The sequence below is a fragment of the Microbacterium sp. Y355 genome, assembly GCF_059445345.1.
In genome coordinates, this window is sequence record NZ_JCAIUD010000001.1 from 1,217,614 (window position 1) to 1,242,773 (window position 25,160).

Below are 25,160 nucleotides of genomic sequence, written 5' to 3' on the forward strand. Positions count from 1 at the left end.
GTTCAGGACAGTGCCTGAGAACTACTCGGCCTTCGTGATCTGGTATACGATCGGCCAACTGTCCCAGCCGTACTCCACGTTCTCAACCACCGTGGAGTAGCCGGCGTTCGTCGAGCGGTACCAGAGCGGCAGCACCGGGAGGTCTGCGAACAGCACCTCCTGCGCCTGATCGAACAACGCCTGACCCTCTTCGACCGAAGGCGCCGTGGCGCCCTGCTGCACGAGTTCGTCGTACTTCGGGTTCGAGTAGTCGCCGTCATTTGAGCCTGCACCTGTGATGAACAGCGCACCCAGGATGTTGTATGCACCCGGGTAGTCGAACTGCCATCCCGAACGGGTCGCTGCGTTCAACGTGCGGTTCTTGATCTCTTCACGCAGCGTCGCGAGGTCAGGAAAGGACTGACCGGCCGCGTCGATGCCGAGTGTGTTCTTCAGCTGGTTCGTCGCGGCATCGACCCAAGGCTGGTGGCCACCATCGGCGTTGTACGCGATCGTGAAGGTGCCGCTCCATGGCGAGATGGCATCGGCCTGCGCCCAAAGATCCTTGGCCTTCGCAGCATCCGCGTGCGTGACCTCGGAACCGGCGAGCGAGTCATTCCATCCCTCGATCACCGGGGAGGTGTAGTCGACGGCGGGTGTCCTGGTGCCTTCGAAGATCACATCGGTGATCTCCTCGCGGTCGATGGCGTAGGAGATCGCCTGACGGCGCAGGAGTCCTTCTTCGTCGGCAGCGAAGTGATCGAGGCGGGCCGGAATCGTCAGGCCATCCCAGACCGCAGCGGGCTGGTCGACCGCGCGGTCGCCGAGGTCTTCCTTGTATGTGGCCAGCGCCGACGGCGGAACACCGGGGTTGATCACATCGAGGTTGTCGGAGAGCAGGTCGGCGTATGCGGCCTCTCCTGTGCCGTAGGTGACGAGGTCCACTCCGCCATTCTGCGCGGCGCGAGGACCGTCGTAGCCCTCGCTCGGGACGAGCGAGATGACCGTGTCGTGCTCCCAGTTGTCGAGCGTGTACGGGCCGTTGCCGATCGGAGCCGCACCGAACGCCTCCGGGTCGTCGAAGAACGACTCCGGCAGCGGCGAGAACACCGTGTAACCGAGCGAGATCGGGAAATCTGCCTGGGGAGCAGCGAGCTGTACCGTGAAGGTCGTATCGTCGACGGCCTCGAGGCTGAGAGTGTCTTGACCGCCTTCGGCGCTGTAGCCTTCGAAGTTCGCAAACCACCACTGGTTCTCGAACTCGGCATCAGATGCCGCGTACTGCCAGGCGTTCACGTACGACTCGGCGGTGACAGGCGTGTCATCGCTGAATTTCGTGCCCTCCTTGATCTTGATCGTCCAGAGCTGATTGTCGTCGGACTCGATCGATTCGGCGACGTCCATGGCCATCGCGCCGTCGGCTTCGTAATAGACGAGCCCGGCGAAGATGTTCTGCAGCACGAGGCCGCCGCCGACCTCGTTGGTCACGGCAGGGATGAGCGGGTTCTGCGGCTCATTGCTTTGGACTGTGACGATTCCGCCGGATGCGGCACCGCCACCGGCGTCGCCTCCTCCGTTGCCACCGCCTCCGCCGTCACTCGACGAGCATCCGGAAAGGGCAATGACGCCTGCGGTCAGCAGGCCCAAGCCCATCAGCGCAATCTTGTTTCTCTTCACGTTGTCCTCCCGTGGACATGTAGAAGTGCGCACTCGTCTTCGAGTCGCAGTGCATTGAGCGTAACCCCGCAGATCGCGCCTGCATACCTCCGTTAATGAACTGTTACTGAACGATCGGACAGAAATTCCCGAGACTGCAAAACCACGCCGAGACGACCCGGATAGGGATGCGTCTCGGCGTGGTTTTGCGGTCTCGGGATGAGGGTTAGGCAAACGCCTCCACCGGAGGGCAGGAACACACCAGGTTGCGATCACCGTATGCCTGATCGATGCGACGCACCGGCGGCCAGTATTTCCCAGCGACGAGCGTGTGCACGGGATATGCGGCATCCTCACGCGTGTAAGCGTGGTTCCACTCCCCCGCGATCAGCGACACCGCGGTGTGCGGAGCGTGCACGAGCGGGTTGTCTTCCGCGGGCCAACGGCCTGCTGCCACGGCATCCGCTTCGGCCTTGATCATGATCATCGCTTCGATGAACCGATCGATCTCGCCGAGGTCCTCCGACTCGGTCGGTTCGACCATGAGCGTGCCAGGCACCGGGAATGACATGGTGGGGGCGTGGAAGCCGTAGTCGATCAGTCGCTTGGCGACGTCGTCGACCGTGATGCCGGTGGCTTCCTTGAGCGGACGGAGGTCCAGGATGCACTCGTGCGCGACCCGACCGTTCTCACCCGTGTACAGCACCGGATAGTGCTCCCCCAGGCGCGCGGCGATGTAGTTCGCCGACAGCACGGCTGCAGCTGTCGCATCACGCAGTCCCGCAGCGCCCATCATGCGCACGTAGGACCAGGAGATCGGAAGAATCCCCGCCGACCCATACGGCGCAGCAGAGACCGGCCCCCCGGCGAACTCGTAGCCGCCTGCGTGGGTCGCGCGCTGCGCGAGCGGATGCGAGGGCAGGTGCGGCGCGAGGTGCGCCTTGGCTGCGACCGGGCCGATGCCTGGTCCGCCGCCGCCGTGCGGGATCGCAAAGGTCTTGTGCAGGTTCAGGTGCGAGACATCGCCGCCGAGGTCTCCGAATCGTGCGTAGCCCAGCAGCGCGTTGAGGTTCGCCCCGTCGACGTATACCTGGCCGCCCGCGTCGTGCACGGCAGAGGTGATCTCGACCACGTCGTGCTCGTACACACCGTGAGTGGACGGGTAGGTGATCATCAGAGCCGCGATCGACTCCGCGTTAGCCGCAATCTTCGCGCGCAGGTCGTCGAGGTCAACGTTGCCGAGCTCGTCACATGCGACGACGACGACCTTCATGCCTGCGAGCACGGCGGATGCCGCGTTCGTGCCGTGCGCGGACGACGGAATTAGGCACACCGTGCGGTGCTCGTCGCCGTTGGTAAGGTGGAAGCCTCGAATCGCGAGCAGGCCAGCGAGCTCGCCCTGCGAGCCGGCGTTCGGCTGCAGTGACACCGCGTCATATCCGGTGACCTCAGCGAGCCAGCCCTCGAGCTGATCGATCATCTCGAGGTAGCCCTCGACATCGGATGCTGGTGCAAACGGATGGATGCCAGCAAATTCCGGCCAGGTAATCGCCGCCATCTCGGTTGCCGCGTTGAGCTTCATGGTGCAGGAGCCGAGCGGAATCATGCCGCGATCGAGCGCGTAGTCGCGGTCAGCGAGACTCTTGAGGTACCGCATCATGGCGGTCTCGCTGTGATGAGTGTGGAAGACGGGGTGCGTGAGATATTCGTCTTGGCGGTGGAGAGCCTCTGGCAATGCGCCAGCAGATCCGGCACCGAAAGTGCCGAACGCACGCTGCTCTTTGCCGCCGAACAGCAGCGCGGTGCGGTGCAGTTCGGTGTAGTCGGTGGTCTCGTCGACCGAGATGCCGACGGTGTCTGCATCAACCTGACGCAGCAAAATGCCGAACTCCTCGTGCGCACGCGCCACGAGCTCGGTCGCCCTACCGGGAACACTCGCCTGCAGGGTGTCGAAGAACGATTCGTGGACGATGTCTGCACCGGCCTCGACGAGCCAGCCGCGCAGCAATACCGCCTTCGAAGCCGCCTCTGAGGCGATAGCCCGCAGCCCATCCGGCCCGTGATAGACCGCGTACATCGCGGCCATGACAGCCAGCAGCACCTGCGCGGTGCAGATGTTGCTCGTCGCCTTCTCTCGGCGAATGTGCTGCTCACGCGTCTGCAGTGAGAGGCGGTACGCCGGCTTGCCCTCGGCATCCACCGAGACGCCGACGAGGCGACCCGGAAGCTGACGCTCCAATCCCTGGCGTACGGCCATGTAGCCGGCGTGTGGTCCGCCGAAGCTCATCGGCACACCGAAGCGCTGGGTGGTGCCGACAGCGACGTCCGCGCCGAGGGTTCCGGGAGAGGTGATGAGTGTCAACGCGAGCAAGTCGGCGGCGACCACAGCAATGCCACCTGCGACGTGCGCAGCATCGATCACCGCAGACGGATCCCACACGAGCCCGGATGCCGCCGGGTACTGCACGAACACGCCGAAAAGCTCTTCCGGCAGGGCTTCACCGCCGGACAGGTCACGCTCGACGAGTTCGATGCCGAGCGCCGCGGCGCGGGTCTCGAGCAGCGCCTTGGTCTGCGGGAATGCATCTGCGTCGACCACGAACACATCAGACTTCGCCTTCGATGCACGCCGTGCCAGCAGCATCCCCTCGGCAACGGCCGTGGATTCATCAAGCATCGACGCGTTCGCAGTGGAGAGCCCGGTGAGATCAGCAACCATCGTCTGGAAGTTGATCAGCGCTTCCAAGCGCCCCTGCGAGATCTCCGGCTGGTAAGGCGTGTAAGCCGTGTACCAGGACGGGTTCTCAAGGACGTTTCGCTGAATCACGCTCGGGGTAAGCGTGCCGTAGTAGCCGAGACCGATCATCGAACGGTTCACACGGTTGCGAGAGGCGAAGCCACGCAACTCGGCGAGCGCTTCTGCCTCGGAGGCGGCCGGCGGGATCGCCGACGTCTCTGATGCCGAGGTATAGATCGACGCAGGCACGGCACTGCGCATCAGCGTCTCCAGCGAGGTGGAGGAATCGGAAGTGTCGACGCCGAGAGCTTCCAGCATGGTGCGCTGGGTCTCGGCGGTCGTTCCGATGTGACGATCGGCGAAAGTGGTCACTGCGAAATCAACCCTCCGTCAGCGCGACGTATGCATCACGATCGAGCAGCGCGTCAGCCGCACCGTCGGCGATCGAGATCTTGATGAGCCAGCCGGCTTCGAACGGTTCAGCGTTCACGAGCGACGGGTCATCGACGACGGCGTCATTGATCGCTGTGACGGTGCCGACAAGCGGCGCGTACAGCTCGCCGACCGATTTTGTCGACTCGATCTCACCGACGACAGCGCCCGCAGAGAGCTCGGTGCCGACCGCTGGGAGCTCGACGAAGACGACGTCGCCGAGCTTCTCTGCGGCGTAGTCGGTGATGCCGATGGTGGCGACACCGTCAGCGATGGCGAGCCACTCGTGCTCTTCGGTGTACTTCAACTCGTTGAGATCAGTCATTTCTTCCTCCGGTAGAAAGGCAGGGGGGTCACGGTCGCGGGGATCTTCGTCCCGCGCACATCAAGAAAAACTGCGGTTCCCTCCGCCGCGGAAGAGGGATCCACATACGCCATCGCGATCGGGTGGCCGAGAGTGGGGCTGAGGGCGCCACTGGTGATCTCGCCGAGGACGGTACCGTCTTCGGAAACAACGGCGTATCCGGCCCGGCCGGCGCGCTTGCCCTCGGCGACGAGGCCGACAAGCACTGGTACACCGTCGTCGGGCGCGGCGCCCGACTTGCCGACGAATGACTCCTTATCGGATGCCACGACACGACCGAGGCCGGCCTGGGCCGGCTTCGTCTCCAGTGACAGTTCGTGTCCGTAGAGCGGCATTCCCGCTTCGAGGCGCAGCGTGTCGCGGGCAGCGAGTCCGGCGGGAACGAGTCCGTGCGGCTCGCCGGCGGCGATCACTGCGTCCCAGAGAGCAGCGGCATCTTCGCGGCGCACGAGCAGCTCGAAGCCATCCTCACCGGTGTAGCCGGTGCGCGCGATGAGTAGCGGCTGGCCGAGGAAGAAGGCATCCGTCCAGGCGTAGTACTTCTGCTCAGCCCAGTCGGTGCCGAGCTCGGTGATACCTTCCGTTGCCGCGGCGATGGCGGCCGCGGCCGGGCCCTGGATGGCCAGCAGCGCGTACGTGTCGGACACATCCTCGACATCCACTCCCCTGTCGCCGAGAAAACCAGCGAAACTGCGGTCTTCACCGGCAGAGCGCGCGGGAAGATCTCGCTCCAGACGCGAAGGGAAGGCTCTGACGCGCGACGCGAACGCCGAGTCGACGAAACCGCGGTTGCCGGCATTCGCGATCACGAGATAGCGGTCGTCGGCGAGCCGGTAAGCGATGACATCATCGATGATCCCGCCGTCCTCCGCCAGCAACAGTGAGTACTTCGCTTTGCCGACCGACATCGAGGAGATGCGGCCCGCGAGAGCGAAGTCGAGGAACTCCCCGGCGTACTCTCCGGTGACGAGAAACTCGGCCATGTGCGAGATATCGAAGAGACCAGCCGCCTGCCGCACCGCGTGGTGCTCGGCAAGGTCGGAGGTGTAGCGCACCGGCATCTGCCAGCCACCGAAGTCGGTGAAGGATGCACCGAGCGACTCATGTCGCTCGCGAAGCGGGGTGAAGCGGGCCTCAGCCATAGAGTTCTCCCGTAAAGGTCGGAAGGATGCCGTACGAGATGCACGGTATCCGAGAACTCCCCCTCTGTCATGGGCCTGAGAGTTTCACTTCTGCAGAACGCAGGAAGCTTTCACCGTCGGCGGATGCGTGAGCATCACTTTTCAGAGCGGCCTGACCGGCGCGGTACGCGGTACCTGAGAGATTGGCGGGGAGGCTTGCTCCTTCGGTGCCCGGCCGCATTCACCGGGGCTCTCCCGCACGGGTCGTGGGGCCTGTCTTCAGTTATGCCCCCAGCATACCGGGCCCGCACGTGCCCACTCGCAACGTCAGCTCGCCGCGTCAGAGGGACAGCTCCGCCCGCACTTCGTCGCGCAGGCGGCCAAGGTTCTCGGGCTCAGGGGCCGCGCCCAGCAGCGTCTTGGTGTACTCGTGCTGCGGGTTCAGGATCACCTCATCCGCAGGACCCCGTTCAACGATGTCACCGCGATACATCACGAGGATCTCATCACTGAAATGCCGTGCGGTCGCCAGGTCGTGCGTGATGTAGAGCACGCCGAGGCGCGACTCGCGCTGAAGGTCTGCGAGCAGATTCAGCACGCCGAGGCGGATGGACACGTCAAGCATCGAAACCGGCTCATCCGCGACGATGAAGCGTGCGCCAGGGGCAAGGGCGCGAGCGATCGCGACGCGCTGGCGCTGCCCGCCGGACAATTCGTGCGGTCGACGATCGGCATAGCTCTCACCCGGGGTCAGCCGCACCCGCTCGAGCAGATCCAGCGCGCGCTCGCGCACCTGATCCTTGGAAAGTTCACGATGATGGATCCGCAGTGGCCGCTCCAGATGATGGATGATCGTGTGAAACGGGTTGAGCGACGCGAACGGATCCTGGAACACCATCTGCACGTCGGAGCGGTAGCGGGCAAGTTCCCGGCCGTGGGTGCCGCTGGGGCGGCCATCCATCAGGATCTCCCCGGATGTCGGCGTCTCCAGTTTCATCAGCATCCGCGCGATCGTGGACTTGCCGCTGCCGGATTCGCCGACGAGAGCGACGGTCTTTCCTGGTTCCAGCGTGAAGGAGACGTCCTTCACCGCATGTAACGTCGTTGTCTTGAAACCGGAGCGAAGTTTGAAGTCTTTGGTCAGGTTTCGCGCTTCGAGAGTCTCGTTGCTCATCGTTCCCCCTCCGCGGTGTTGGATACCGAGATGGCAGATGTCGAGATAGCGGATGCCGCAACAGCCGTCCCCGACCGCACAAACCCGCCGCGTTCACCACGCAGACTCGGGAAGCTGGACAGCAGCTTCTTCGTATATTCGTGCTGCGGGGTGCGGAAGATCTCCTCCGCTGTGCCCTGTTCGACGATCTCCCCCTGCAGCATCACGGCGATCCGGTCACTGATCTCGATGAGCATCGGCAGATCGTGGGTGATGAAGATCACCGCGAACCCGAGCCGCTCACGCAGGCGCATGATCTCGCGGATGATCCCGCGTTGCACGACCACGTCAAGCGCGGTGGTCGGCTCGTCCATGATCATGACCTGCGGGTCAAGCGCAAGCGCCATCGCGATCATGACACGCTGGCGCATCCCGCCGGAAAGCTCGTGCGGAAAACTTGTGAGCCGTGCGGGGTCAACGCCGACGAGTCGCAGCAGTTCCTCTGCCCGCTCGGTCTTCGCGCGCCGGCTCATGCCGGGCCGGTGCGTGTCGAAGATGTCGAAGATCTGCGCCTTCACGCTGATCACCGGATTGAGCGAGTTCATCGCGCCCTGGAACACCATCGAGATCTTGTCCCACCGGAACGCGCGCAGCTGCTCGTTCTCCAACCCCACAATGTTGATGTCTGTGCCGGATCGATCGTGGAAGGTGATCTCGCCGCTCGTCAACAGCGCTGGAGCCTTCAACAGTCTGTTCAGCCCGTAGGCGAGAGTGGTCTTGCCGCATCCCGACTCCCCCGCAAGCCCGAGAATCTCCCCGCGGTGCAGTGTGAGTGATACGTTTCGCACCGCCTTCACGGGCGGATCCACCTCGTACTCGATGGACACGTCGTGTGCGGTGAGTACTGCTTCCGGGGCGGTCACGCGGTGACTCCCTTCGTCTTGGCTGCTTTACGCACGCGGCGGGCAGCTTCTGGTGCGCCGCGCAGCTTCGGGTTGATGATCTCGTCGATGGAGAAGTTGATAAGCGACAGCCCGCAGCCGAGCAGGGCGATCATGAGGCCTGGCGGGATGAACCACCACCACGCTCCGGTGCCCAGCGCCTGACCCGACTGCGCGTCGTTGAGGATCGTGCCCCAGGTGATCGAGTCTGTGGCGCCGAGGCCGAGGTAAGAGAGCCCGGCTTCTCCGAGGATCGCGAAGATGATCGCGAAGAGGAACTGCGCAGCAAGCAGCGGCAACAGGTTCGGCATGATCTCCACGAGAATCACGCGGAGCGACCGTTCGCCGGCGACCTTAGACGCATAGACATAATCGCGGCTGCGCAGCGAACGCGCCTGGGTGCGTAATACGACGGCCGACCCCGCCCACGAGGTGATGCCGAGAACTGAGGCGACCAGCAGCCAGCTGCGGGTGTCGAAATAGGTGGCGATCACCATGACCAGCGGAAGCCCTGGGATAACGAGCATGATGTTCGTGAAGAGCGAGAGCACCTCGTCCTTCCACCCACCGAGGTAGCCAGCAAGGATGCCGAAGAAGATCGACAGCACGACCGCGATACCACCGGCGACGAGGCCGATCAGCAGCGAGCCCTGCGTGCCGTGCGCCAGCTGCGCGAGCACGTCGTAGCCGAGCTTGGAAGTGCCCAGCAGGTGCTCCGCACTCGGCGGTTCGAGCGCAGGATTCTTCGAGTTACGCGGATTCTGCGTGAGCATCGGGCCCAAGACGCCAAAGAGGACGATGCTGGCCACCAACACGATGCCGATGATGAGCTTGATTGATGGCCGCGGCAGCATCGCACGAAACCCGCCACGGGTGCGCCGCTGCGTGACGAGCACGGAGGTATCAGGCGCAGACGACGCCACCGTGCCGGTGACGGGGCCGCCAACGACCTCGGAAAGTCGGGTTTCAGACATTGTGACGCGCCCTCGGGTCGATGAAGCCGTAGACGAGGTCCATGACGAAATTCGCGGCAAGAACGGCGATCGTAATCACCAGGAACACGCCCTGCATGAGCGCATAATCGCTGTTCTGCACCGCCTGGAACATGAGCTTGCCGATGCCAGGGTAGGTGAATACCTGCTCCATCACGATGGAACCTGCAACGACGAACCCGAGCGTGATCGCGAATCCAGCGATGGACGGGATCGCCGCATTGCGGGCGGCGTAGGCGGTGAGGATGCGACGGGGCCGCAGGCCCTTAGCCTCAGCGGTCGTGACGTAGTCCTCGGCGAGTGTGGAGACCATCATGTTGCGCATTCCGAACAGCCAGCCGCCCACTGAACTCAACACGATGGTGAGCGCAGGCAGGACGGCATGTACCACGGCATCCGAGAAGAACGCCCACGTCCACTCTGGTCCACTCGGGAAATCGAAGACGTTGTATCCGCCGAAGATCGGGAAGATCCCCATGCCGACAGAGAACACCGCGACGAGCACCAGCGCAAGCCAGAAGTACGGAATCGACTGCAGAATCGTGGTCGCAGGGATCAGGTGATCAACCCAGGTACCGCGCTTCCAGCCGACCCAGGCGCCGAGTCCGATGCCGAGCACGAAGGAGATGACGGTCGCGACGCCCACGAGGATGATCGTCCACGGGAGAGCTGCGCCGATGAGTTCGGCAACAGGGGCCGGATACTTTGTGACCGAGACCCCGAGATCGCCTTGGAACATCCGCCCCCAGTACCCGATGTACTGCTCCCACATCGGTGAATCATCCGAGCCCAGCAGCAGTTTGATGTTGCGGATAGTGGTCTCGGAGACCTCGCCGCCCGCGCGCTGGATCTTCGCGATCATGATGTCGGCTGGGTCGCCCGGCATCATGCGTGGAAGCAGGAAGTTGAGTGAGATCGTGACCCACAGCGTGATCGCGTAGAACCCGATCCTTCTGGCATAGAACTTCATTTACTCAACTTCCTGCTTCCTTGCAATGATGTGGACGGTCGGTTGTTACCCGACCGGCTCCAGGTGCTGCAGGATGAATCCGGCCGCGATCGAACCCCACGACGGCGGGAATGCGTACAGGTCTTCCTCGGTGGGCCAGCCGGTGAAGTCCTTCGTGTTGTAGAAGGTCTGCGTCGCGTTGATGACCAGCGGGATGTACGGCAGGTCGCGGACGATCTCCGTCTGGATCGTGGCGTAGAGATCGAGCTTGGTTGCCTCATCGTTCGTGCTGGTCGCCGCCATGATCGCCTCATCGACGACAGGGTTGTTGTACCGGCTGAAATTCCAGCGACCCGTGGGAACCTCGGCGCCGACGGCGCCGGTGGATCCCACCTCGACGCCACCGACCCAGTCACGGTACATCTGGTACGGGTCTGCGACCGAGGTTCCGATCATGCCGCCGACGATCAGCTCGAAGGCACCGGTCTGGCGCGAGTCCGAGAACTCCTGCCACTGCACCGTCGAAGCGGTGATCTTGATTCCGGCTTCCGCGGCCTGCTCGGCGATGAGCTTGGCAGCATCGTTGTAGTCGGTCCACCCATCGACAGAGGTGAGTGTCATCTCGATCGGCACGCCGTCCTTGGCGTAGAACCCATCAGAGCCCTTCGCGTAGCCGGCTGCCTCGAGGATGGAACCAGCCTCGGCGACATTCGCTTCCTGCGGGCTGACCGCATTGGCGGGGTCGGCAACCCACTTCTCATCACGCGGCAGCAGGGCGTAAGTCGGCGACATGTCACCAGTGAGCCCCACGAAGGCCTTGTCCTTGATGGTCGCGCGGTCAATGGCGACGTTGAGCGCCTGCCGGACCGCCACGTCGGTCTGCGCGCCAGTGCAGCCGAGCTCGGCGTTCGCGCAGGTGTAGAGCACGGTGGGGTCTTGAGGAGTGTTGATCCACTCGATCTGCCCGTTGGCCGTGACCGAATCCGGGTTCGGGATGAACATTCCCGTCCAGTCCAACTCGCCGGCGGCGAGGAGATCCTGCGCCGTCTGGTTGGTGTCAACCGCGATGTACTGCACCGTCTTGACGGCGGGCACCCCGGCATCGCGGAAGTTCTCGTTCGCGACGAGGATGTACGACTCGCTGGTGACGCTGTCGACAACGTACGCCCCCGATCCGACCGGCTCCTCGTTGGCGAAGCTCGCGAAGTCATCGACGTCGCTCCACACATGCTCGGGGAGAATCCAAGTGCCACCGAGGCGCTGGAACTCGGTGGTGTACTGCGCCGAGTCATAGGTGAGTACGACGGTGGTGTCGTCAGTCGCCTCAGCAGAGACGAGGCCATTGGTGTCCGGGCTGTTGCCCTCGTACATGAAGGTGAACGCGACGTCTTCCGCGGTGAGTGGCTCGCCATCACTCCACTTCAGGTCAGGCTTGATCTTGATGGTGATCACGGTGCCGTCATCGTTGTACTCGTACGAGTCGCCGATCATGCCGGTAGGGTCTTCGGCCGCCGTCTTGTTGAAGAAGAACAGCGGCTCGTAGATCGGGCCGAGCGCACCGTGCAGCACGGTGGGTGCGAACGGGTTGAAGTTCGCGGTGATCGGCGTCTGGCTGCCGGCCCAGACCCGGAGCGTGCGGTCGCCATCGCCACCGCCGCTGTCACTGCCGTCGTCTCCCCCACCGGCACTGCAGGCTGTGAGCCCCAGTACGAGGACGGATGCCCCCGCGATCGCGGTGAGCGCAATACGGCGCTTTCCATTGCGGATCATTTGATTTTCCTCTCGATGCTGCGTTGCTTGGAGGGACTGCTCGTCGTTGAGTCACACACCCCCGGAAGGGGTTTGTTAGGACAGTAACCTAACAAACCCCTTCTGGGGTAACAAGGGCATCCGTCACGACGACATAACATTTCGGGATCATCAAGTCACTGACCGCACCTGCGCCGCGCTGAACATCGGGCACCTCCGTCATCGAACGTCTTCAACTTCCCCTTCAGGTCCGAAAGACACTAAGATCAATGACGGAGGTTAAAGTCATGATGACCAAAACCAGGGAAGCAGGCATCCGCGTCGCGGTGTCGACGGTGATCCTGACGTTGCGCCGCGCGCCAGGCGACGAGTTCCCTACGCTCGCCTTGCCGCTCGTGCTGCGCACGCGCGATCCACATCAGGGTGACTGGGCACTGCCGGGTGGCTGGCTCGAACCGGACGAGAGCCCGGAGGATGCCGCGTCCCGCACCCTGCACGAGACAACAGGACTCTCGCCCAGCTACCTCGAGCAGCTCTACGCGTTCGGTGCCGTCGACCGTTCGCCGAGCCGCGTCGTCTCGATCGTCTATTGGGCACTGCTGCGATCCGACGAGGTCGACGCGCAGAGCGCCGCGCACGTGGCATCCGGTCTCGCACCAGAAAACGTGCAGTCATTCGATGCCGCAGACCTCCCCCCACTTGCGTTCGATCACACCCAGATCATCGACTACGCCCTGTGGCGCCTGCGCAACAAGGTCGGCTACAGCCGGGTCGCTCACGGCTTCCTGCCGCCCACGTTCACCCTCGCCGATCTGCGTGAGGCCTACGAGGCGATCCTCGGCAAGCGACTCGATCCGGCGAACTTCCGCCGTCAGGTCGAGACATCCGGAACCTTGTTGCCGACGGAAGAATTCCGCACCGGCAACCACAGACCTGCCCGCCTGTACCGCTACAACGACGCCGTCGAGCTCGCCGATCGTGGCCCGCTCGCCGTAGAAGAGAAGAGGACCCGATGACCCTTCTGCCGTTCCCGCAGATCACCGACGCATCCGTGGATCACCTGATCCAGTCGATCGTCGACACGACAGATGCCACACTCACGGATGCCACCTGCAGCACCGACCTCGCCGACGGCCCGTGGACATTCGATAGCACCCCTGGCTACGGTCCCGGTTCTTCGATGGGCGATGTGATCCCCACCGGGGCACCACGCCAGGGCGAACTGCCCGTGGCGTATCGCGAGGCGAGCGAAGATGAGCTCGACGCGCGCATCCGCGCGGCGAAGACCACACTCGGCGAGCGCGTCGTCGTGCTCGGTCACTTCTACCAACGCGAAGAGGTCGTGCAGCACGCCGACTACGTCGGCGACTCGTTCCAGCTGGCGAATGCCGCCCTCGAACGCCCTGAGGTCGAGGCGATCGTGTTCTGCGGCGTGCACTTCATGGCCGAAACGGCGGATCTGCTCTCCACCCCCGATCAGGCGGTGATCCTGCCGAATCTCGCCGCCGGATGCTCGATGGCCGACATGGCCGATATCGACCAGGTCGAGGACTGCTGGGAGCAGCTCGCCGATGTGCTCGGCGATCTGGATGCGGTGGATGCCACCGGTCGCGTGCCGGTGATCCCGGTGACCTATATGAATTCCTCCGCCGCGATCAAGGGCTTCGTCGGACGCCACGGCGGGATCGTATGCACCTCCTCGAACGCTGAGACAGTGCTGGAGTGGGCGTTCGAGCGCGGACAGCGCGTGCTGTTCTTCCCCGATCAGCACCTGGGACGCAATACCGCCAAGGCGATGGGGGTGCCGCTCGAACAGATGCCGATGTGGAACCCGCGCCGGCCGCTCGGGGGTTCATCCGCTTCGCAGTTGGTCGATTCGAAGGTCATCCTCTGGCACGGTTTCTGCTCGGTGCATCGCCGTTTCACGGTCGGACAGATCGATCAGGCGCGCATCGAACACCCCGGCGTACGCGTGATCGTGCACCCTGAGTGCCCGATGGAGGTCGTGGATGCTGCGGACGAGGCAGGTTCCACCGATTACATCCGACGGGCGATTGACGGCGCCACCGAGCCCACCGCCTTCGCGATCGGCACCGAGATTAACCTCGTCCGGCGCCTCGCCGCGCAGTATCCGCAGCATGAGATCTTCTGCCTCGATCCTGTTGTCTGCCCCTGCTCGACGATGTATCGGATACACCCCGGCTACCTCGCCTGGGTGTTGGAGGAGCTTGTCGCAGGGCGCGTCGTCAACCGCATCCAGGTCGCCGCCGATGTCGCAGCCCCCGCGCGCATTGCTCTGGAGCGGATGCTGGCCGCGAAGCCCCGCGTATGAACGTCGTCGTCGTCGGCTCGGGCATCGCAGGACTCACCGCGGCCCTGCACGCCTCCGAGGCCGGCCATGCGGTCGCCCTCGTCACAAAGGGCGCGCTCGGTGACGGCTGCACTCCCCTCGCCCAAGGTGGCGTGGCCGGTGTCTACGGCCTCGGCGACTCCCCCGCGCTGCACACGACAGACACCCTCGCTGCTGGCGCCGGGCTCTCCGATCCCGCGGCCGTCGACGTGCTCGTGCGCGACGGTGCCGCGCGCATCGCCGAGCTGATTGCCCGCGGCGTCGCGTTCGACCGGAACCCCGAAGGCACTCTCATGCTCGGTCGTGAGGCCGCACACACCCATGCGCGCATCGTGCACGCCGGCGGGGATGCCACGGGGCTCGCGATCTCCACCGCCCTCATCGAACAGGTGCGATCGCGCCCGATCGATGTCGTCGAACACGCCTTCCTGCTCGACCTTCTCGTTGCAGACGGTCGGGTGCACGGCGTCCGACTCCTCCGCAGCAGCGCGACTGTCGAGAAAGCGGCGGATGCCGTGATCCTGGCAACCGGTGGTGCAGGCCAGCTCTACGCGCACACGACGAACCCGAACGGAGCGACCGGCGATGGGATCGCGGCGGCGATTAGCGCTGGCGCCGACGTCGCCGATCTCGAATTCATGCAGTTCCATCCCACCGTGCTTGCATCGAAGACGTTGCTTGCTTCGACGAATGTGCGGGGTTCGACGAACCCATTCCTCATCTCCGAGGCTGTGCGCGGTGAGGGCGCAACGCTCATTGATGACGAGGGCAGACGGTTCGTGTTCGACAGTCATCCTGATGGCGAGCTCGCCCCACGCGATGTGGTGTCACGCGCGATCGCACGTCAGGCCTCTGCCCAGGGCCGACCGGTGCTGCTGGATGCCACGATGCTCGGTGCCGAGCGTCTGGCCCACCGTTTTCCGACCATCGACCGCGTCACGCGCGCACGCGGCCTCGACTGGTCGCGTGAACCGATCCCCGTGACTCCGGCCGCGCACTACCTGATGGGCGGCATCGTGACCGATCTCGAAGGACGGACGTCGATTCCCGGACTGTTCGCCGCTGGCGAGGTCGCGCGCACCGGCGTGCACGGCGCGAACCGTCTGGCCTCGAACTCCCTGCTTGAGGCCGCCGTGTTCGCCGCACGCGCCGCCGCGGCGGTCGGCACGTCGCTCCCGCCGCAAAAACTGTCGCTGCACGGCACGCTGGGCGACAGAAAGTGCGACGGGAACAGCGAAAGCAGCTTTTCGAGAGCGGATCTGCAACAGCTCATGTGGGACGACGTCGGGCTGCTGCGCACCGAGGACGGGCTCTCCAACGCGCGCGGCACCATCCGCGCGTGGCGCGACGCGGCGACGACCCCGGCCACCATCTCCGAGCACGAGGATGCCAATCTGCTGTTGCTGGCCGAGGCCACAGCATCAGCTGCCCTCGCACGCACCGATTCCGTCGGCGCCCACCATCTGACCCCCTCCCCAGCCTTGATCGGAGCCTGATGCTCACCGTTGCCACACTCACCCGCGTCGTCGGCGCAGCCCTTGAAGAGGATGCCCCGTGGGGCGACCTCACCAGTACGACGCTGCTGCCGGCCGATGCCACAGCGACTGCCGACCTCGCGGCCCGTGAGCACGGCGTCTTCAGCGGTGGGGACGTGTTCGCGGCCGCGTTCACGCTCACAGATCCGACTCTCACGGTCGATCTGCACGTCGGCGAAGGCGATGAGTTCGCGCCCGGCGATGTACTCGCCTCCGTGTCGGGATCTGCGCGCAGCATCCTCACCGCCGAGCGCGTGGCGCTGAACTTCACGCAACGAATGAGCGGCATCGCGACGCTCACCGCCCAGTATGTCCAAGCGGTCGAAGGCACCGGCGCACGAATCGCCGACACCCGCAAGACGACCCCCGGGCTGCGCGCATTCGAGCGGCAGGCGGTCGTCTCCGGCGGCGGCAACAATCATCGCTACTCGCTGTCGGATGCTGTGATGGCCAAAGACAACCATCTGGCTGTACTGCAACGCTCAGGAGCAGACCTCGCCACGGCCCTACGCGAGGCACTGTCTAGGCTGCCGCACACCGCGCACGTGGTAGTCGAGGTCGATCGGCTTGACCAGATCGAAGCCGTACTTGCCGGCGGTGCGCACACCGTGCTGCTGGACAACTTCTCGCTCGATGACCTGCGCACGGGGGTCGCCCTGATCGGCAATCGGGCGACGGTCGAGGCATCCGGCGGTGTAAATCTCGACACGGTGCGCGCCATCGCCGAGACCGGCGTCGACGTCATCTCGGTCGGCGCATTGACCCACTCCGCACGTGCACTGGATCTGGGACTGGACGTGCGGATCGCCTGATGCTCTACCTCGATCACGCGGCCACGTCTCCGGTGCGTCCGGAAGTACTCGAAGCCATGCACCCGTGTCTGACGGGCGTCTTCGGCAATCCGTCCAGCCATCACACGGCGGGCGAGGCTGCAGCGAACGCTCTGGAAGATGCCAGGGCACGGGTCGCTCGCGTGCTGGGCATGCGCGCGGGTGATGTGATCTTCACGGCCGGCGGCACAGAGGCAAACAACCTCGCGCTCAAGGGCATCGTGCTCGCTGCTCTTGAGCGTGGTCGCCGCCATCTTGTGACGACGCCGATCGAGCATGAATCTATTCTTGAATCCGCGGAGTATCTGCGGCGATTCCATGGCGTTGAAGTGACGTACGCGGCAGTTACACGCGAGGGGCGGGTCACTCCGGATGCCGTGGCCACCGCGCTGCGCGCGGACACCGCGTTGGTCTCGATAGGCCATGCGAACAACGAGATCGGTACGGTGCAAGATGCTGCAGCCATCGCCGCCGTGACCGGCACGGTGCCCGTACACCTGGATGCCGTGCAGTCGGCCGGATGGCTTCCGCTCGCTGGCCTCGGCGCTGACGCGATCTCGATCGCAGGGCACAAGCTCGGCGCACCCAAAGGCATCGGAGCGCTGGCCGTCCGCGGGCGAGTGCCACTGGAACCGCTGCTGCACGGTGGTGGCCAGGAGCGCGGGCGCCGCTCCGGCACTGAGAACGTCGCTGGCGCTGTCGCCTTGGCCACGGCGCTCGAGTTGGCGGAAGCTGAACGGGAATCGGCATCAGATCGTGTCGGTGAGCAGTCGGCGCGATTCATCGCTGGGGTGCTGAACACGGTGCCACAGGCTGTGCTGACCGGAGACCCCGTCGACCGGCTTCCAGGTACCGCGAGCTTCACGTTCGCCGGCACGAGCGGAGAGGCCGTGCTGCTGGAGCTCGAGCGCCGTGGAGTCATCTCGTCGAGCGGCTCAGCGTGCGCCGCCGGCAGCGATGAGCCCTCCCACGTGCTGCTGGCCTGCGGCATCGCGTCGGAGGTCGCACAGACTTCGGTGCGCTTCACCTTCGCCCGCGCGCCGCTGACCGAGAGCGCACCGGAGCAACTGGCGGCGCTGGTTGCTGATGCCGTACGCGCCGTCGCAGGGCCATAGACTCGGCTGGTGCCCGCACCGATCGTCACGCTCATCGTCCCCGGCCGAGACATCGCCGCCTTCGCACCCGCCGCAATAGCGTCCCTGCACGCTCAGACCGAACCGCGCTGGCGAGCCATCCTCATCGATGACGGATCGAGAGATGCCACAGGCGCCATATTCGCGGATGCCGCAGCATCCGAGCCTCGGTTCACCTTCCTCCGCCACGAAGCCTCGCGGGGATTAGGCGCAGCGCGCAACGTCGGCCTCGATCAGGTCGACACGCCATTCCTCGGCTTCCTCGACGGCGATGATGAGTTGACGCCCACAGCTCTCGAACGCCTCACCGGCACGCTCGCCGAAACCCGCAGCGACTTCGCCGCCGGAGCATATGTGCGCTCGCGACTACACGATGGCACCTACCGCGCCGGTCGCGTGCAGCCGTGGACATCCGCAGCCACCGACCCGCAGCGCCTCCGCACGACAATCACTGAGCATCCGCACGCGTCTGCCAACATCGTCGCCTGGTCAAAGATCAGCCGCACCGATTTCTGGAGCGATCTGCGCTTCCCCGAGGGTGTCGCATACGAAGACCAGATCGTCGCGCAGCAGATGTACACGCGCGCATCCGCCTTCGATGTGATCCCTGATGTCGTCGTGCACTGGCGGATCCGCGCCAACGGCACCTCGATCACCCAGGGCAAGTCGCAACTGCCGGTGCTGCACGACTATCTCGCGGCGCTCCGCGGCGGCATCAGGGTCCTCCACGATGCCCGTGCCCATGACGCCGTGACCGCTCGACTCAATCTCATCCTCGCGATGGACGTGCCGCCGCTCCAGGAGATCGCCGGCACCCACCCCGACCCCGCATACGCCGCGGCGGTCACGGCGTTCATCGACGAACTGCGGTCATTCCCCGAGTTCGCTGACACCCACCCCGATCCGCACCTCACTGCCGCGCTGGCCTGGTGAGTGCTCAACAAAGGTCCTGACCAGATGAACAACTACCTTGCCGACCTCTTCGGCCTCGACGGCCGCACCGCAATCGTCACCGGTGGCAGCTCAGGCATCGGCCGCGGCATAGCGACCGCACTCGCCCATGCCGGCGCATCCGTCGTCATCGTCGCCCGCGGCCAGGATCGCGTCGATGAGACTGTCCGCGAGCTGACGGATGCCGGAGGTCGCACCGCCGGCGTCACGGGCGATCTGAGTACACGCGGCGGCATCCACGCCCTCGCAGAGGCTGCGACCAGGCCGTTCGGGGAACCCGACATCCTGGTGAACTCGGCCGGCATCAACATTCGCCCGCCGTACGCTGCGATCACCGAGGACGACTGGGATGCCACGATGACAGTGAACGCGCTCGCGCCGTTCCTGCTCGGCCAACGCTACGGCGTCGGCATGGCCGAACGCGGCTACGGGCGCGTCATCCACATCAGCTCACAGCAGGCGCATCGCGCCTTCGTCGGCAGCGGGATCTACGGTGTTTCAAAGGGCGCAGTCGAATCGCTGATGCGTTCCGAGGCCGAAGCATGGGGCGATCGAGGCGTCACCAGCAACACGCTTGTGCCCGGATTCGTGCTCACACCGCTCAATGCGCGGCTACAAGAGGATCCGAAGCAGATCGCCGCCCTCGCGGCGCGCACCATGCTCGGTCGCAACGGGCTGCCGAGCGATTTCGCTGGCGCCGCGGTCTTCCTCGCCGGTACAGGCTCGGCATACGTCACCGGTCATTCGCTGTTCGTCGACGGCGGCCTGTCGGCTCACTGAGTAGTCGCTCAGAGATCGTGGGGGTAGTCGCTCAGAGATCGTGAGGGTCACGCGTACCGCGATGACCCTGGCCCTCACCGAGGAACTCGTCAGGCACCGGCAGAGTCGCGGTGATGACGGCCACTGCGTCCTCTCCCACGGAGTCCTCCGGCGCACGATCCGCGCGTCGGTCGGCGAACTCCGCGGCGGTGCCACCGCTGACCGCACTTTCTATGACGTTCTCCGTTTCAAGCACGCGGGATGCCGCCACCTGCTGTGCCGCGAGTTCGGCATAGAGACCGCCCTGCGTCAACAGTTCGCTGTGTGTACCGGACTCCACGATGTGCCCCGCCTCGAGCACGTGGATGACGTCGGCTCCCATCACGGTCGACAGTCGGTGCGCGATCGAGATCGTCGTGCGCCCCTTCGACGCCTCATCGAGTGCTTCCTGAACGACACGCTCTGACACGGTGTCCAGCGCAGAGGTCGCCTCATCGAGCAACAGCACCGGCGGATCCTTCAGCAGGACACGAGCGATCGCAATACGCTGCTTCTCGCCACCGGAGAGGCGGTATCCGCGCTCACCGACGATCGTGTCGTAGCCGCGCTCGAATCCGGCGATGATGTGATGGATGTTCGCGGCCTGGCAGGCTGCGATCATCTCCTCCTCGCTGGCCTCAGGCTTCGCGTACATCAGGTTCTCGCGGATCGTGGCGTGGAAGAGATAGGTCTCCTGCGACACGATGCCGATGTTGTCGATGATCGACTCCTGGGTCAGCGCGCGCACATCGGCGCCTGCGAACAGCACGGCTCCGCCGTGAGCCTCGTAGAGCCGCGGAGCGAGATACAGCACCGTCGTCTTTCCGGCGCCTGATGGACCGACGAAGGCGACGTGCTGGCCGGGGTCAGCGACGAACGAAATGCCCTGCAATGTCGGGCGGCTGTCTTCGGCAGCATCCGGGTAGCGGAAGACGACCTGATCGAACTCAACGCGCCCACGCGGACCTGGCGCCTCGTCGACGGTGATGGCATCCGGGGCATCCTCGATCTCAGGGACGAGGTCAAGGTACTCGAAAATACGGGCGAACAGCGCCGACGACGTCTGCAGGTCCAGCGAGACCCTCATGAGCCCCATCAGCGGCTGCAGCAGGCGTGCCTGCACGGTGGTGAAAGCCACAACTGTGCCCGCGGTGACCGAATCCACCCCGCCCGTGATCAGATAGCCCGATACGAGATAGATCACCGCCGGCACGCTCGCCATCAGCACCTGCACGACCGCGAAGAAGCCCTGGCCGCTCATCGCCCGGCGCACCTGCAGCGTGACCTGATTCTTGTTCTCCGCCTGATAGCGCGCAGACTCCGCGCGCTGACGGTTGAATGATTTTGACAGCAGCATCCCTGAGACGCTCAGCGTCTCCTGAGTGATGCTGGTCAGCTCACTCAGCGATTCTTGGGTCTCCCCCGCGATGCGCGCCCGCACTTGGCCGACGCGACGCTGGACGACGATCAGGAAAGGCATGATCACAACGGCGATGAGCGTGAGCCGCCAGTCGATGATGATCATCGCGACCAGTGATGCGATCACCGTGACGACGTTGCCCAGGATGCTCGTGACGGTGTTCGTCAGCACTCCAGAGACGCCACCGACATCGTTCTGCAGTCGTGATTGGATGACGCCGGTCTTGGTGCGGGTGAAGAAGCCGAGTTCCATCGACTGAAGGTGCTGGAACAGCCGCACACGCAGGTCACCGGTGACGCTGTTGCCGACCGTCGAGGTCAGCCAGGTCTGCCCCACTCCGAGCACCGCGGAGACCAGGAAGAGACCGACCATGACGAGCACGAGTCGGATGAGTAGACCGATGTCGGGGCTACCGCCAGCGATCGGAAAGAGCGCGTCGTCGAAGATCCGTTGCACGAGCAATGGAGGGATGACAGCGATGGCCGCCCCGACCATCACGAGGATGCCAGTGACGATGATGCGACCGAGATAGGGGCGGAACAAGCGAACGACTCGGCTGCCGAGCCCCGAAATCTTGGGTGCCTGCGCGTTCAGCTTTTTCTGCGCGGCCGCGTCGACGCCACGGAAACCGCCGCCACCACCACCGTGGCCGCCACCCATACCGCCGCCCATACTCATTCGGTCAGCCTATCTGCGAGAAGTTCGTCGGTCTCGGGAATGCTCGCGGGGAGTCTCGCGTTACCCTAGAACGTTGTCCAAGAACGGATGCCGGATCTGTCGGCTCCTGCACTGGCCCTCCGCCACACCCATGCACTGAGGAGACGTTTTTGGCCACCACATCTACCGGTTCGATTCCCGCTGTAAAGCCGGAGCCGTTCATCGCGCCGTCAGACATGCGCGTGATCTGGCTACTGCTGGTTGCTGCCTTCGTTGCGATTCTCAATGAGACGACGATGGGCATCGCGATCCCGCACCTCAACACAGACCTGGGCATTCCGCCCGAACTCGGTCAGTGGCTGACGAGTGCGTTCCTGCTCACTATGGCGGTCGTGATTCCGACGTCCGGATTCCTGCTGCAGCGCTTCACGACGCGTCAGATGTTCATTGCTGCGATGAGCGCATTCACCCTCGGAACGCTGGTGTGCCTGGTCGCGCCCGGTTTCGCGGTTCTCCTTGCCGGCCGTGTCATCCAAGCAGCGGGCACCGGCATCATGATGCCTCTGCTGATGACCACCGTGATGAACGTTGTTCCCTCGCACTCACGCGGCCGGATGATGGGCCGTGTCGGTCTCGTGATCTCGCTCGCACCCGCGATCGGCCCCACCCTCGCCGGTGCGGTTTTGGAGACATTGAACTGGCGTTGGCTGTTCGCCATCGTGCTGCCGATCGCGATTGTCGCTTTGGCGATGGGCGCAAAGTGGATGACCAATCTCGGTGAGACGACGGATGCTCCGATCGATGTGCTGTCGATCGTGCTGTCTGCGTTCGGCTTCGGCGGAATCGTGTACGGACTCAGCCAGTTCGGCGGAGAGGGTGAGTCCGATGCAGCGACGATCGGCGTGACCACGCTCGTCATCGGCGCCGCTTCGCTCGGACTGTTCGTTTGGCGCCAACTCTCGCTGCAACGCAAGGACGACGCGCTGCTTGATCTGCGCGTGTTCCGCTCTAGCAACTACACCATCGCCGTGATCATCATGGCGGTGCTGTCGCTAGCGATGTTCGGCACGCTCACCCTGCTGCCGCAGTACCTGCAGAACGTCGCCGGGCTCAACGCGTTCCAGTCGGGTCTGATCCTGCTCCCAGGCTCGGTGCTGATGGGACTGCTCGGCCCGTTGATGGGGCGCGTCTATGACGCCGTCGGCACGCGTCCGTTGCTCATCCCTGGCACGATCCTGGTATCCGCCGCCCTGTTCTTCTACTCGACCGTCAGTCAAAACACCGAGTGGTGGATGCTGGTGATCGCGCAGACGATGATGTCGGTGGGAATGGCGATGTCGTTCACGCCACTGTTCTCAGCATCGCTGGGCTCGCTGCGCCGCAACCTGTATTCGCACGGCTCTGCCGCGCTGAACACGGTGCAGCAGGTTGCCGGCGCGGCAGGTGTCGCGCTGCTGACAGTGACCTACTCGTCGATCCTGCACGCGGGCGAGCACGACGGACTGTCGACCGCAGTCGCCGGTGCACCGGGTGCACGCACGGCGTTCCTGATCGCGGCGATCGTCTCACTGGGAGCGGTCGTACTGAGTGCCTTCGTCCGCAAGCCAGCGGACGATGTCGAGGACTTCCACGGCGGTCACTGACCCCGTAGGTGCAATGCCGGGCGAGTTACTCGGCCGGCATTGCGCAGGACCCGCCGCAGCAGGACCCTGCACTCGCGTCCTCCAGCAGGTTGAGGCCTGCGGGAGCCATAAGAGGCTGCACGTTCGGCGTGCCCTCTGAGTTCTGCGAAGTGGTCATGACTCCATGCTACGCCGCTGCGGGCGCGCAAGGGTCTGGACAAGCTCGCCCACCTCGCGAAGACTCGACGCATGAATCGAGATACTCCCCGCGAGGCGCCGACCGGCGACGGCCGCGACGAGTCCGAAAATGAACGCGCAGATCGCAACTGGGATGAGCTCATGCAGGAGCTGCGGGTGATGCAGACCGGCACCCAGGTGCTCTCGGGTTTTCTGCTTGCTGTCGCCTTCCAGCCGCGTTTCACAGAGCTCGATGACCTGCAACGCGGGCTGTATCTCGTGCTCGTAGGGCTCGCAGCATTGGCGACGATCCTGTCGCTCGCGCCGGTGGGGATGCACCGGTCGCTGTTCGGGCGACGGCGCAAGCCGGAGCTGGTTCATATTGCAGCGCGAATCGTCAAGGCCGATCTTGTCGTGATCGGAGCGCTCAGCGTCGGCGTGACGACTCTGATTGTGGATTTCACTTTGCAGCGTGCAATGGGGATAGTCGTACTCATCGTCGGTTCCCTCATCGTGATCGGATTGTGGCTCGTGCTGCCCCTGCGAATCGCTCGCGATCGTTGAGAAGCGGCGGCGGCATCCATTCCAGAGGGGGCATGCGCGTTGGCCTACGGTTGAGGGATGCTGCGTCGCCTCCTCGCCCGTACCTTCTGGGCGTTCAGTCGCTGGAAGTTGACCGGCAACCCCGCTCCTGATCGCCCTACCGTGCTGATCGGTGCACCGCACACCTCGAACTGGGACTTCGTGCTGATGCTTGCCATTGCGTGGAGGCTGGGAATAGACGTGCGCTGGTTGGGCAAGGCGAGTCTGTTCGCAGGTTGGCGGGGCCCTCTCATGCGGAGGCTCGGTGGAATCCCCGTCGACCGCGCGGACCCTAGCGCGGTGGTGACGGATGTCGTCGCACAAATCGCGTCCGGCGAAGTGTTCGGGCTGGTCGTCACGCCCGACGGTACACGCGGTGCGAATGCGTACTGGAAGTCAGGTTTCTATCGGATCGCTCGTGAGGCGGGGATGCCGGTGACGCTCGGGTTCGTCGATCGGACCACGATGACCACGGGGCTCGGGCCGACATTCGAGCTGACTGGCGACGTCGCATCCGACATGGATCGCATCCGCGCGTTCTACGCAGACAAAGCAGGTCTTCGACCTGAACTGCGCACCGAACCGCGCCTGCGCGAAGAGAATCCGCCGACTTGAGAGGTTCCTCACAATCCCGAGCTGGGGGTTGTAGGCCACGGCTCATTGAGGCATCGTGGCCCGGACATGTTCTGACCGGAGCATGTCCGGCAACCGGAAGGAGAGCACTGTGCTCACCCTGACCGAAAACGCAGATGCCGTCGTGACCACGATCGTCGGCCAAGAGGATGCCAGCGCAGACGCGGGGCTTCGCATCCAAACCGCCGAGGGGCAGGGAGCGAACGGAGAAGCACGCTTCGCCGTTCACGTCGTGCCCTCCCCCGAAGACGCTGACCTCGTGATCGAGGGAACCAGTAGCCGCGTCTTCCTGGAAGAGAATGCCGCCGACGCGCTCGCTGACAAAGTGCTCGACGCCGGAGTGGACGACCAAGGCGCTGTGAGCTTCACGATCCTGCCGCAGCCGCTCTGACGATCAGT

At 64.5% G+C, this 25,160-nt stretch carries 22 protein-coding genes and 2 riboswitches; of the genes, 11 read left to right on the forward strand and 11 right to left on the reverse strand.

Annotated elements, in window-relative coordinates; translation table 11 throughout:
- Positions 1-21 precede the first annotated feature (21 nt).
- The 9 genes from AC1C2O_RS05990 to AC1C2O_RS06030 form a co-directional block, all read right to left on the reverse strand.
- The gene (locus AC1C2O_RS05990) at positions 22-1,656 is read right to left on the reverse strand and encodes a peptide ABC transporter substrate-binding protein (RefSeq protein WP_495429523.1); all 1,635 of its coding nucleotides are present in this window, start codon (positions 1,654-1,656) and stop codon (positions 22-24) included.
- A gap of 205 nt (positions 1,657-1,861) precedes the next feature.
- Positions 1,862-4,690, reverse strand: a complete 2,829-nt coding sequence (gene gcvP / locus AC1C2O_RS05995; protein ID WP_495431686.1) for an aminomethyl-transferring glycine dehydrogenase — start codon at positions 4,688-4,690, stop codon at positions 1,862-1,864.
- Between the two features lie 61 nt (positions 4,691-4,751).
- Complete coding sequence (gene gcvH, locus AC1C2O_RS06000; protein ID WP_495429524.1) at positions 4,752-5,129, reverse strand: glycine cleavage system protein GcvH; 378 nt, start codon at positions 5,127-5,129, stop codon at positions 4,752-4,754.
- Positions 5,126-6,310: a glycine cleavage system aminomethyltransferase GcvT gene (locus tag AC1C2O_RS06005; protein WP_495429525.1), complete on the reverse strand. Its 1,185-nt coding sequence runs from the start codon at positions 6,308-6,310 to the stop codon at positions 5,126-5,128. Before AC1C2O_RS06005 ends, gcvH begins: the two co-directional genes overlap by 4 nt.
- Before the next feature lie 54 nt (positions 6,311-6,364).
- Positions 6,365-6,461, reverse strand: a riboswitch (glycine riboswitch).
- Positions 6,462-6,557: riboswitch (glycine riboswitch) on the reverse strand.
- 72 nt (positions 6,558-6,629) lie between these two features.
- Positions 6,630-7,463, reverse strand: coding sequence for an ABC transporter ATP-binding protein (locus AC1C2O_RS06010; RefSeq protein WP_495429526.1), 834 nt, complete (start codon positions 7,461-7,463; stop codon positions 6,630-6,632).
- Positions 7,460-8,365, reverse strand: a complete 906-nt coding sequence (locus tag AC1C2O_RS06015) for an ABC transporter ATP-binding protein (protein ID WP_495429527.1) — start codon at positions 8,363-8,365, stop codon at positions 7,460-7,462. Before AC1C2O_RS06015 ends, AC1C2O_RS06010 begins: the two co-directional genes overlap by 4 nt.
- The gene (locus AC1C2O_RS06020) at positions 8,362-9,357 is read right to left on the reverse strand and encodes an ABC transporter permease (RefSeq protein ID WP_495429528.1); all 996 of its coding nucleotides are present in this window, start codon (positions 9,355-9,357) and stop codon (positions 8,362-8,364) included. The genes AC1C2O_RS06015 and AC1C2O_RS06020 overlap by 4 nt, the downstream gene beginning before the upstream one ends.
- Complete coding sequence (locus AC1C2O_RS06025) at positions 9,350-10,345, reverse strand: ABC transporter permease (protein ID WP_495429529.1); 996 nt, start codon at positions 10,343-10,345, stop codon at positions 9,350-9,352. Before AC1C2O_RS06025 ends, AC1C2O_RS06020 begins: the two co-directional genes overlap by 8 nt.
- A gap of 45 nt (positions 10,346-10,390) precedes the next feature.
- On the reverse strand, positions 10,391-12,094 hold the full coding sequence (locus AC1C2O_RS06030) for an ABC transporter substrate-binding protein (RefSeq protein ID WP_495429530.1): 1,704 nt from the start codon (positions 12,092-12,094) through the stop codon (positions 10,391-10,393).
- A gap of 266 nt (positions 12,095-12,360) precedes the next feature.
- Here AC1C2O_RS06030 and AC1C2O_RS06035 point away from each other — a divergent pair, with 266 nt between their 5' ends.
- The 7 genes from AC1C2O_RS06035 to AC1C2O_RS06065 are packed head-to-tail and all read left to right on the forward strand — an operon-like array spanning position 12,361 to position 19,652.
- Positions 12,361-13,089, forward strand: coding sequence for an NUDIX hydrolase (locus tag AC1C2O_RS06035; protein WP_495429531.1), 729 nt, complete (start codon positions 12,361-12,363; stop codon positions 13,087-13,089).
- Complete coding sequence (gene nadA, locus AC1C2O_RS06040; RefSeq protein ID WP_495429532.1) at positions 13,086-14,405, forward strand: quinolinate synthase NadA; 1,320 nt, start codon at positions 13,086-13,088, stop codon at positions 14,403-14,405. The genes AC1C2O_RS06035 and nadA overlap by 4 nt, the downstream gene beginning before the upstream one ends.
- Positions 14,402-15,919: an L-aspartate oxidase gene (nadB, locus tag AC1C2O_RS06045; RefSeq protein ID WP_495429533.1), complete on the forward strand. Its 1,518-nt coding sequence runs from the start codon at positions 14,402-14,404 to the stop codon at positions 15,917-15,919. Before nadA ends, nadB begins: the two co-directional genes overlap by 4 nt.
- Entirely contained in the window at positions 15,919-16,770 is an 852-nt protein-coding gene (nadC, locus tag AC1C2O_RS06050) for a carboxylating nicotinate-nucleotide diphosphorylase (protein ID WP_495429534.1), read from the forward strand. The genes nadB and nadC overlap by 1 nt, the downstream gene beginning before the upstream one ends.
- Positions 16,770-17,903, forward strand: a complete 1,134-nt coding sequence (locus AC1C2O_RS06055; protein ID WP_495429535.1) for a cysteine desulfurase family protein — start codon at positions 16,770-16,772, stop codon at positions 17,901-17,903. Before nadC ends, AC1C2O_RS06055 begins: the two co-directional genes overlap by 1 nt.
- A gap of 9 nt (positions 17,904-17,912) precedes the next feature.
- A complete protein-coding gene (locus tag AC1C2O_RS06060; protein ID WP_495429536.1) occupies positions 17,913-18,854 on the forward strand; it encodes a glycosyltransferase family 2 protein in 942 nt (313 codons plus the stop codon).
- Between the two features lie 24 nt (positions 18,855-18,878).
- Complete coding sequence (locus tag AC1C2O_RS06065; protein ID WP_495429537.1) at positions 18,879-19,652, forward strand: SDR family NAD(P)-dependent oxidoreductase; 774 nt, start codon at positions 18,879-18,881, stop codon at positions 19,650-19,652.
- 31 nt (positions 19,653-19,683) lie between these two features.
- On the opposite strand, the gene AC1C2O_RS06070 is transcribed toward AC1C2O_RS06065, so the two are convergent.
- Positions 19,684-21,768, reverse strand: a complete 2,085-nt coding sequence (locus AC1C2O_RS06070) for an ABC transporter ATP-binding protein (protein ID WP_495429538.1) — start codon at positions 21,766-21,768, stop codon at positions 19,684-19,686.
- A 215-nt stretch (positions 21,769-21,983) separates the two neighbouring features.
- On the opposite strand from AC1C2O_RS06070, the gene AC1C2O_RS06075 reads away from it, so the two are divergent.
- Entirely contained in the window at positions 21,984-23,390 is a 1,407-nt protein-coding gene (locus tag AC1C2O_RS06075; RefSeq protein ID WP_495431687.1) for an MDR family MFS transporter, read from the forward strand.
- Between the two features lie 25 nt (positions 23,391-23,415).
- Here AC1C2O_RS06075 and AC1C2O_RS06080 read toward each other — a convergent pair whose 3' ends face one another.
- Entirely contained in the window at positions 23,416-23,547 is a 132-nt protein-coding gene (locus AC1C2O_RS06080) for a hypothetical protein (protein WP_495429539.1), read from the reverse strand.
- Positions 23,548-23,618: 71 nt separating this feature from the next.
- Between AC1C2O_RS06080 and AC1C2O_RS06085 the strand changes: the two genes are divergently transcribed.
- The 3 genes from AC1C2O_RS06085 to AC1C2O_RS06095 all read left to right on the forward strand — a co-directional run bounded on the left by AC1C2O_RS06085 (position 23,619) and on the right by AC1C2O_RS06095 (position 25,152).
- Entirely contained in the window at positions 23,619-24,110 is a 492-nt protein-coding gene (locus AC1C2O_RS06085) for a DUF6328 family protein (protein WP_495429540.1), read from the forward strand.
- Positions 24,111-24,167: 57 nt separating this feature from the next.
- A complete protein-coding gene (locus AC1C2O_RS06090; RefSeq protein WP_495429541.1) occupies positions 24,168-24,743 on the forward strand; it encodes a 1-acyl-sn-glycerol-3-phosphate acyltransferase in 576 nt (191 codons plus the stop codon).
- A gap of 109 nt (positions 24,744-24,852) precedes the next feature.
- Complete coding sequence (locus tag AC1C2O_RS06095) at positions 24,853-25,152, forward strand: Fe-S cluster assembly protein HesB (protein ID WP_495429542.1); 300 nt, start codon at positions 24,853-24,855, stop codon at positions 25,150-25,152.
- Positions 25,153-25,160: the final 8 nt, after the last annotated feature.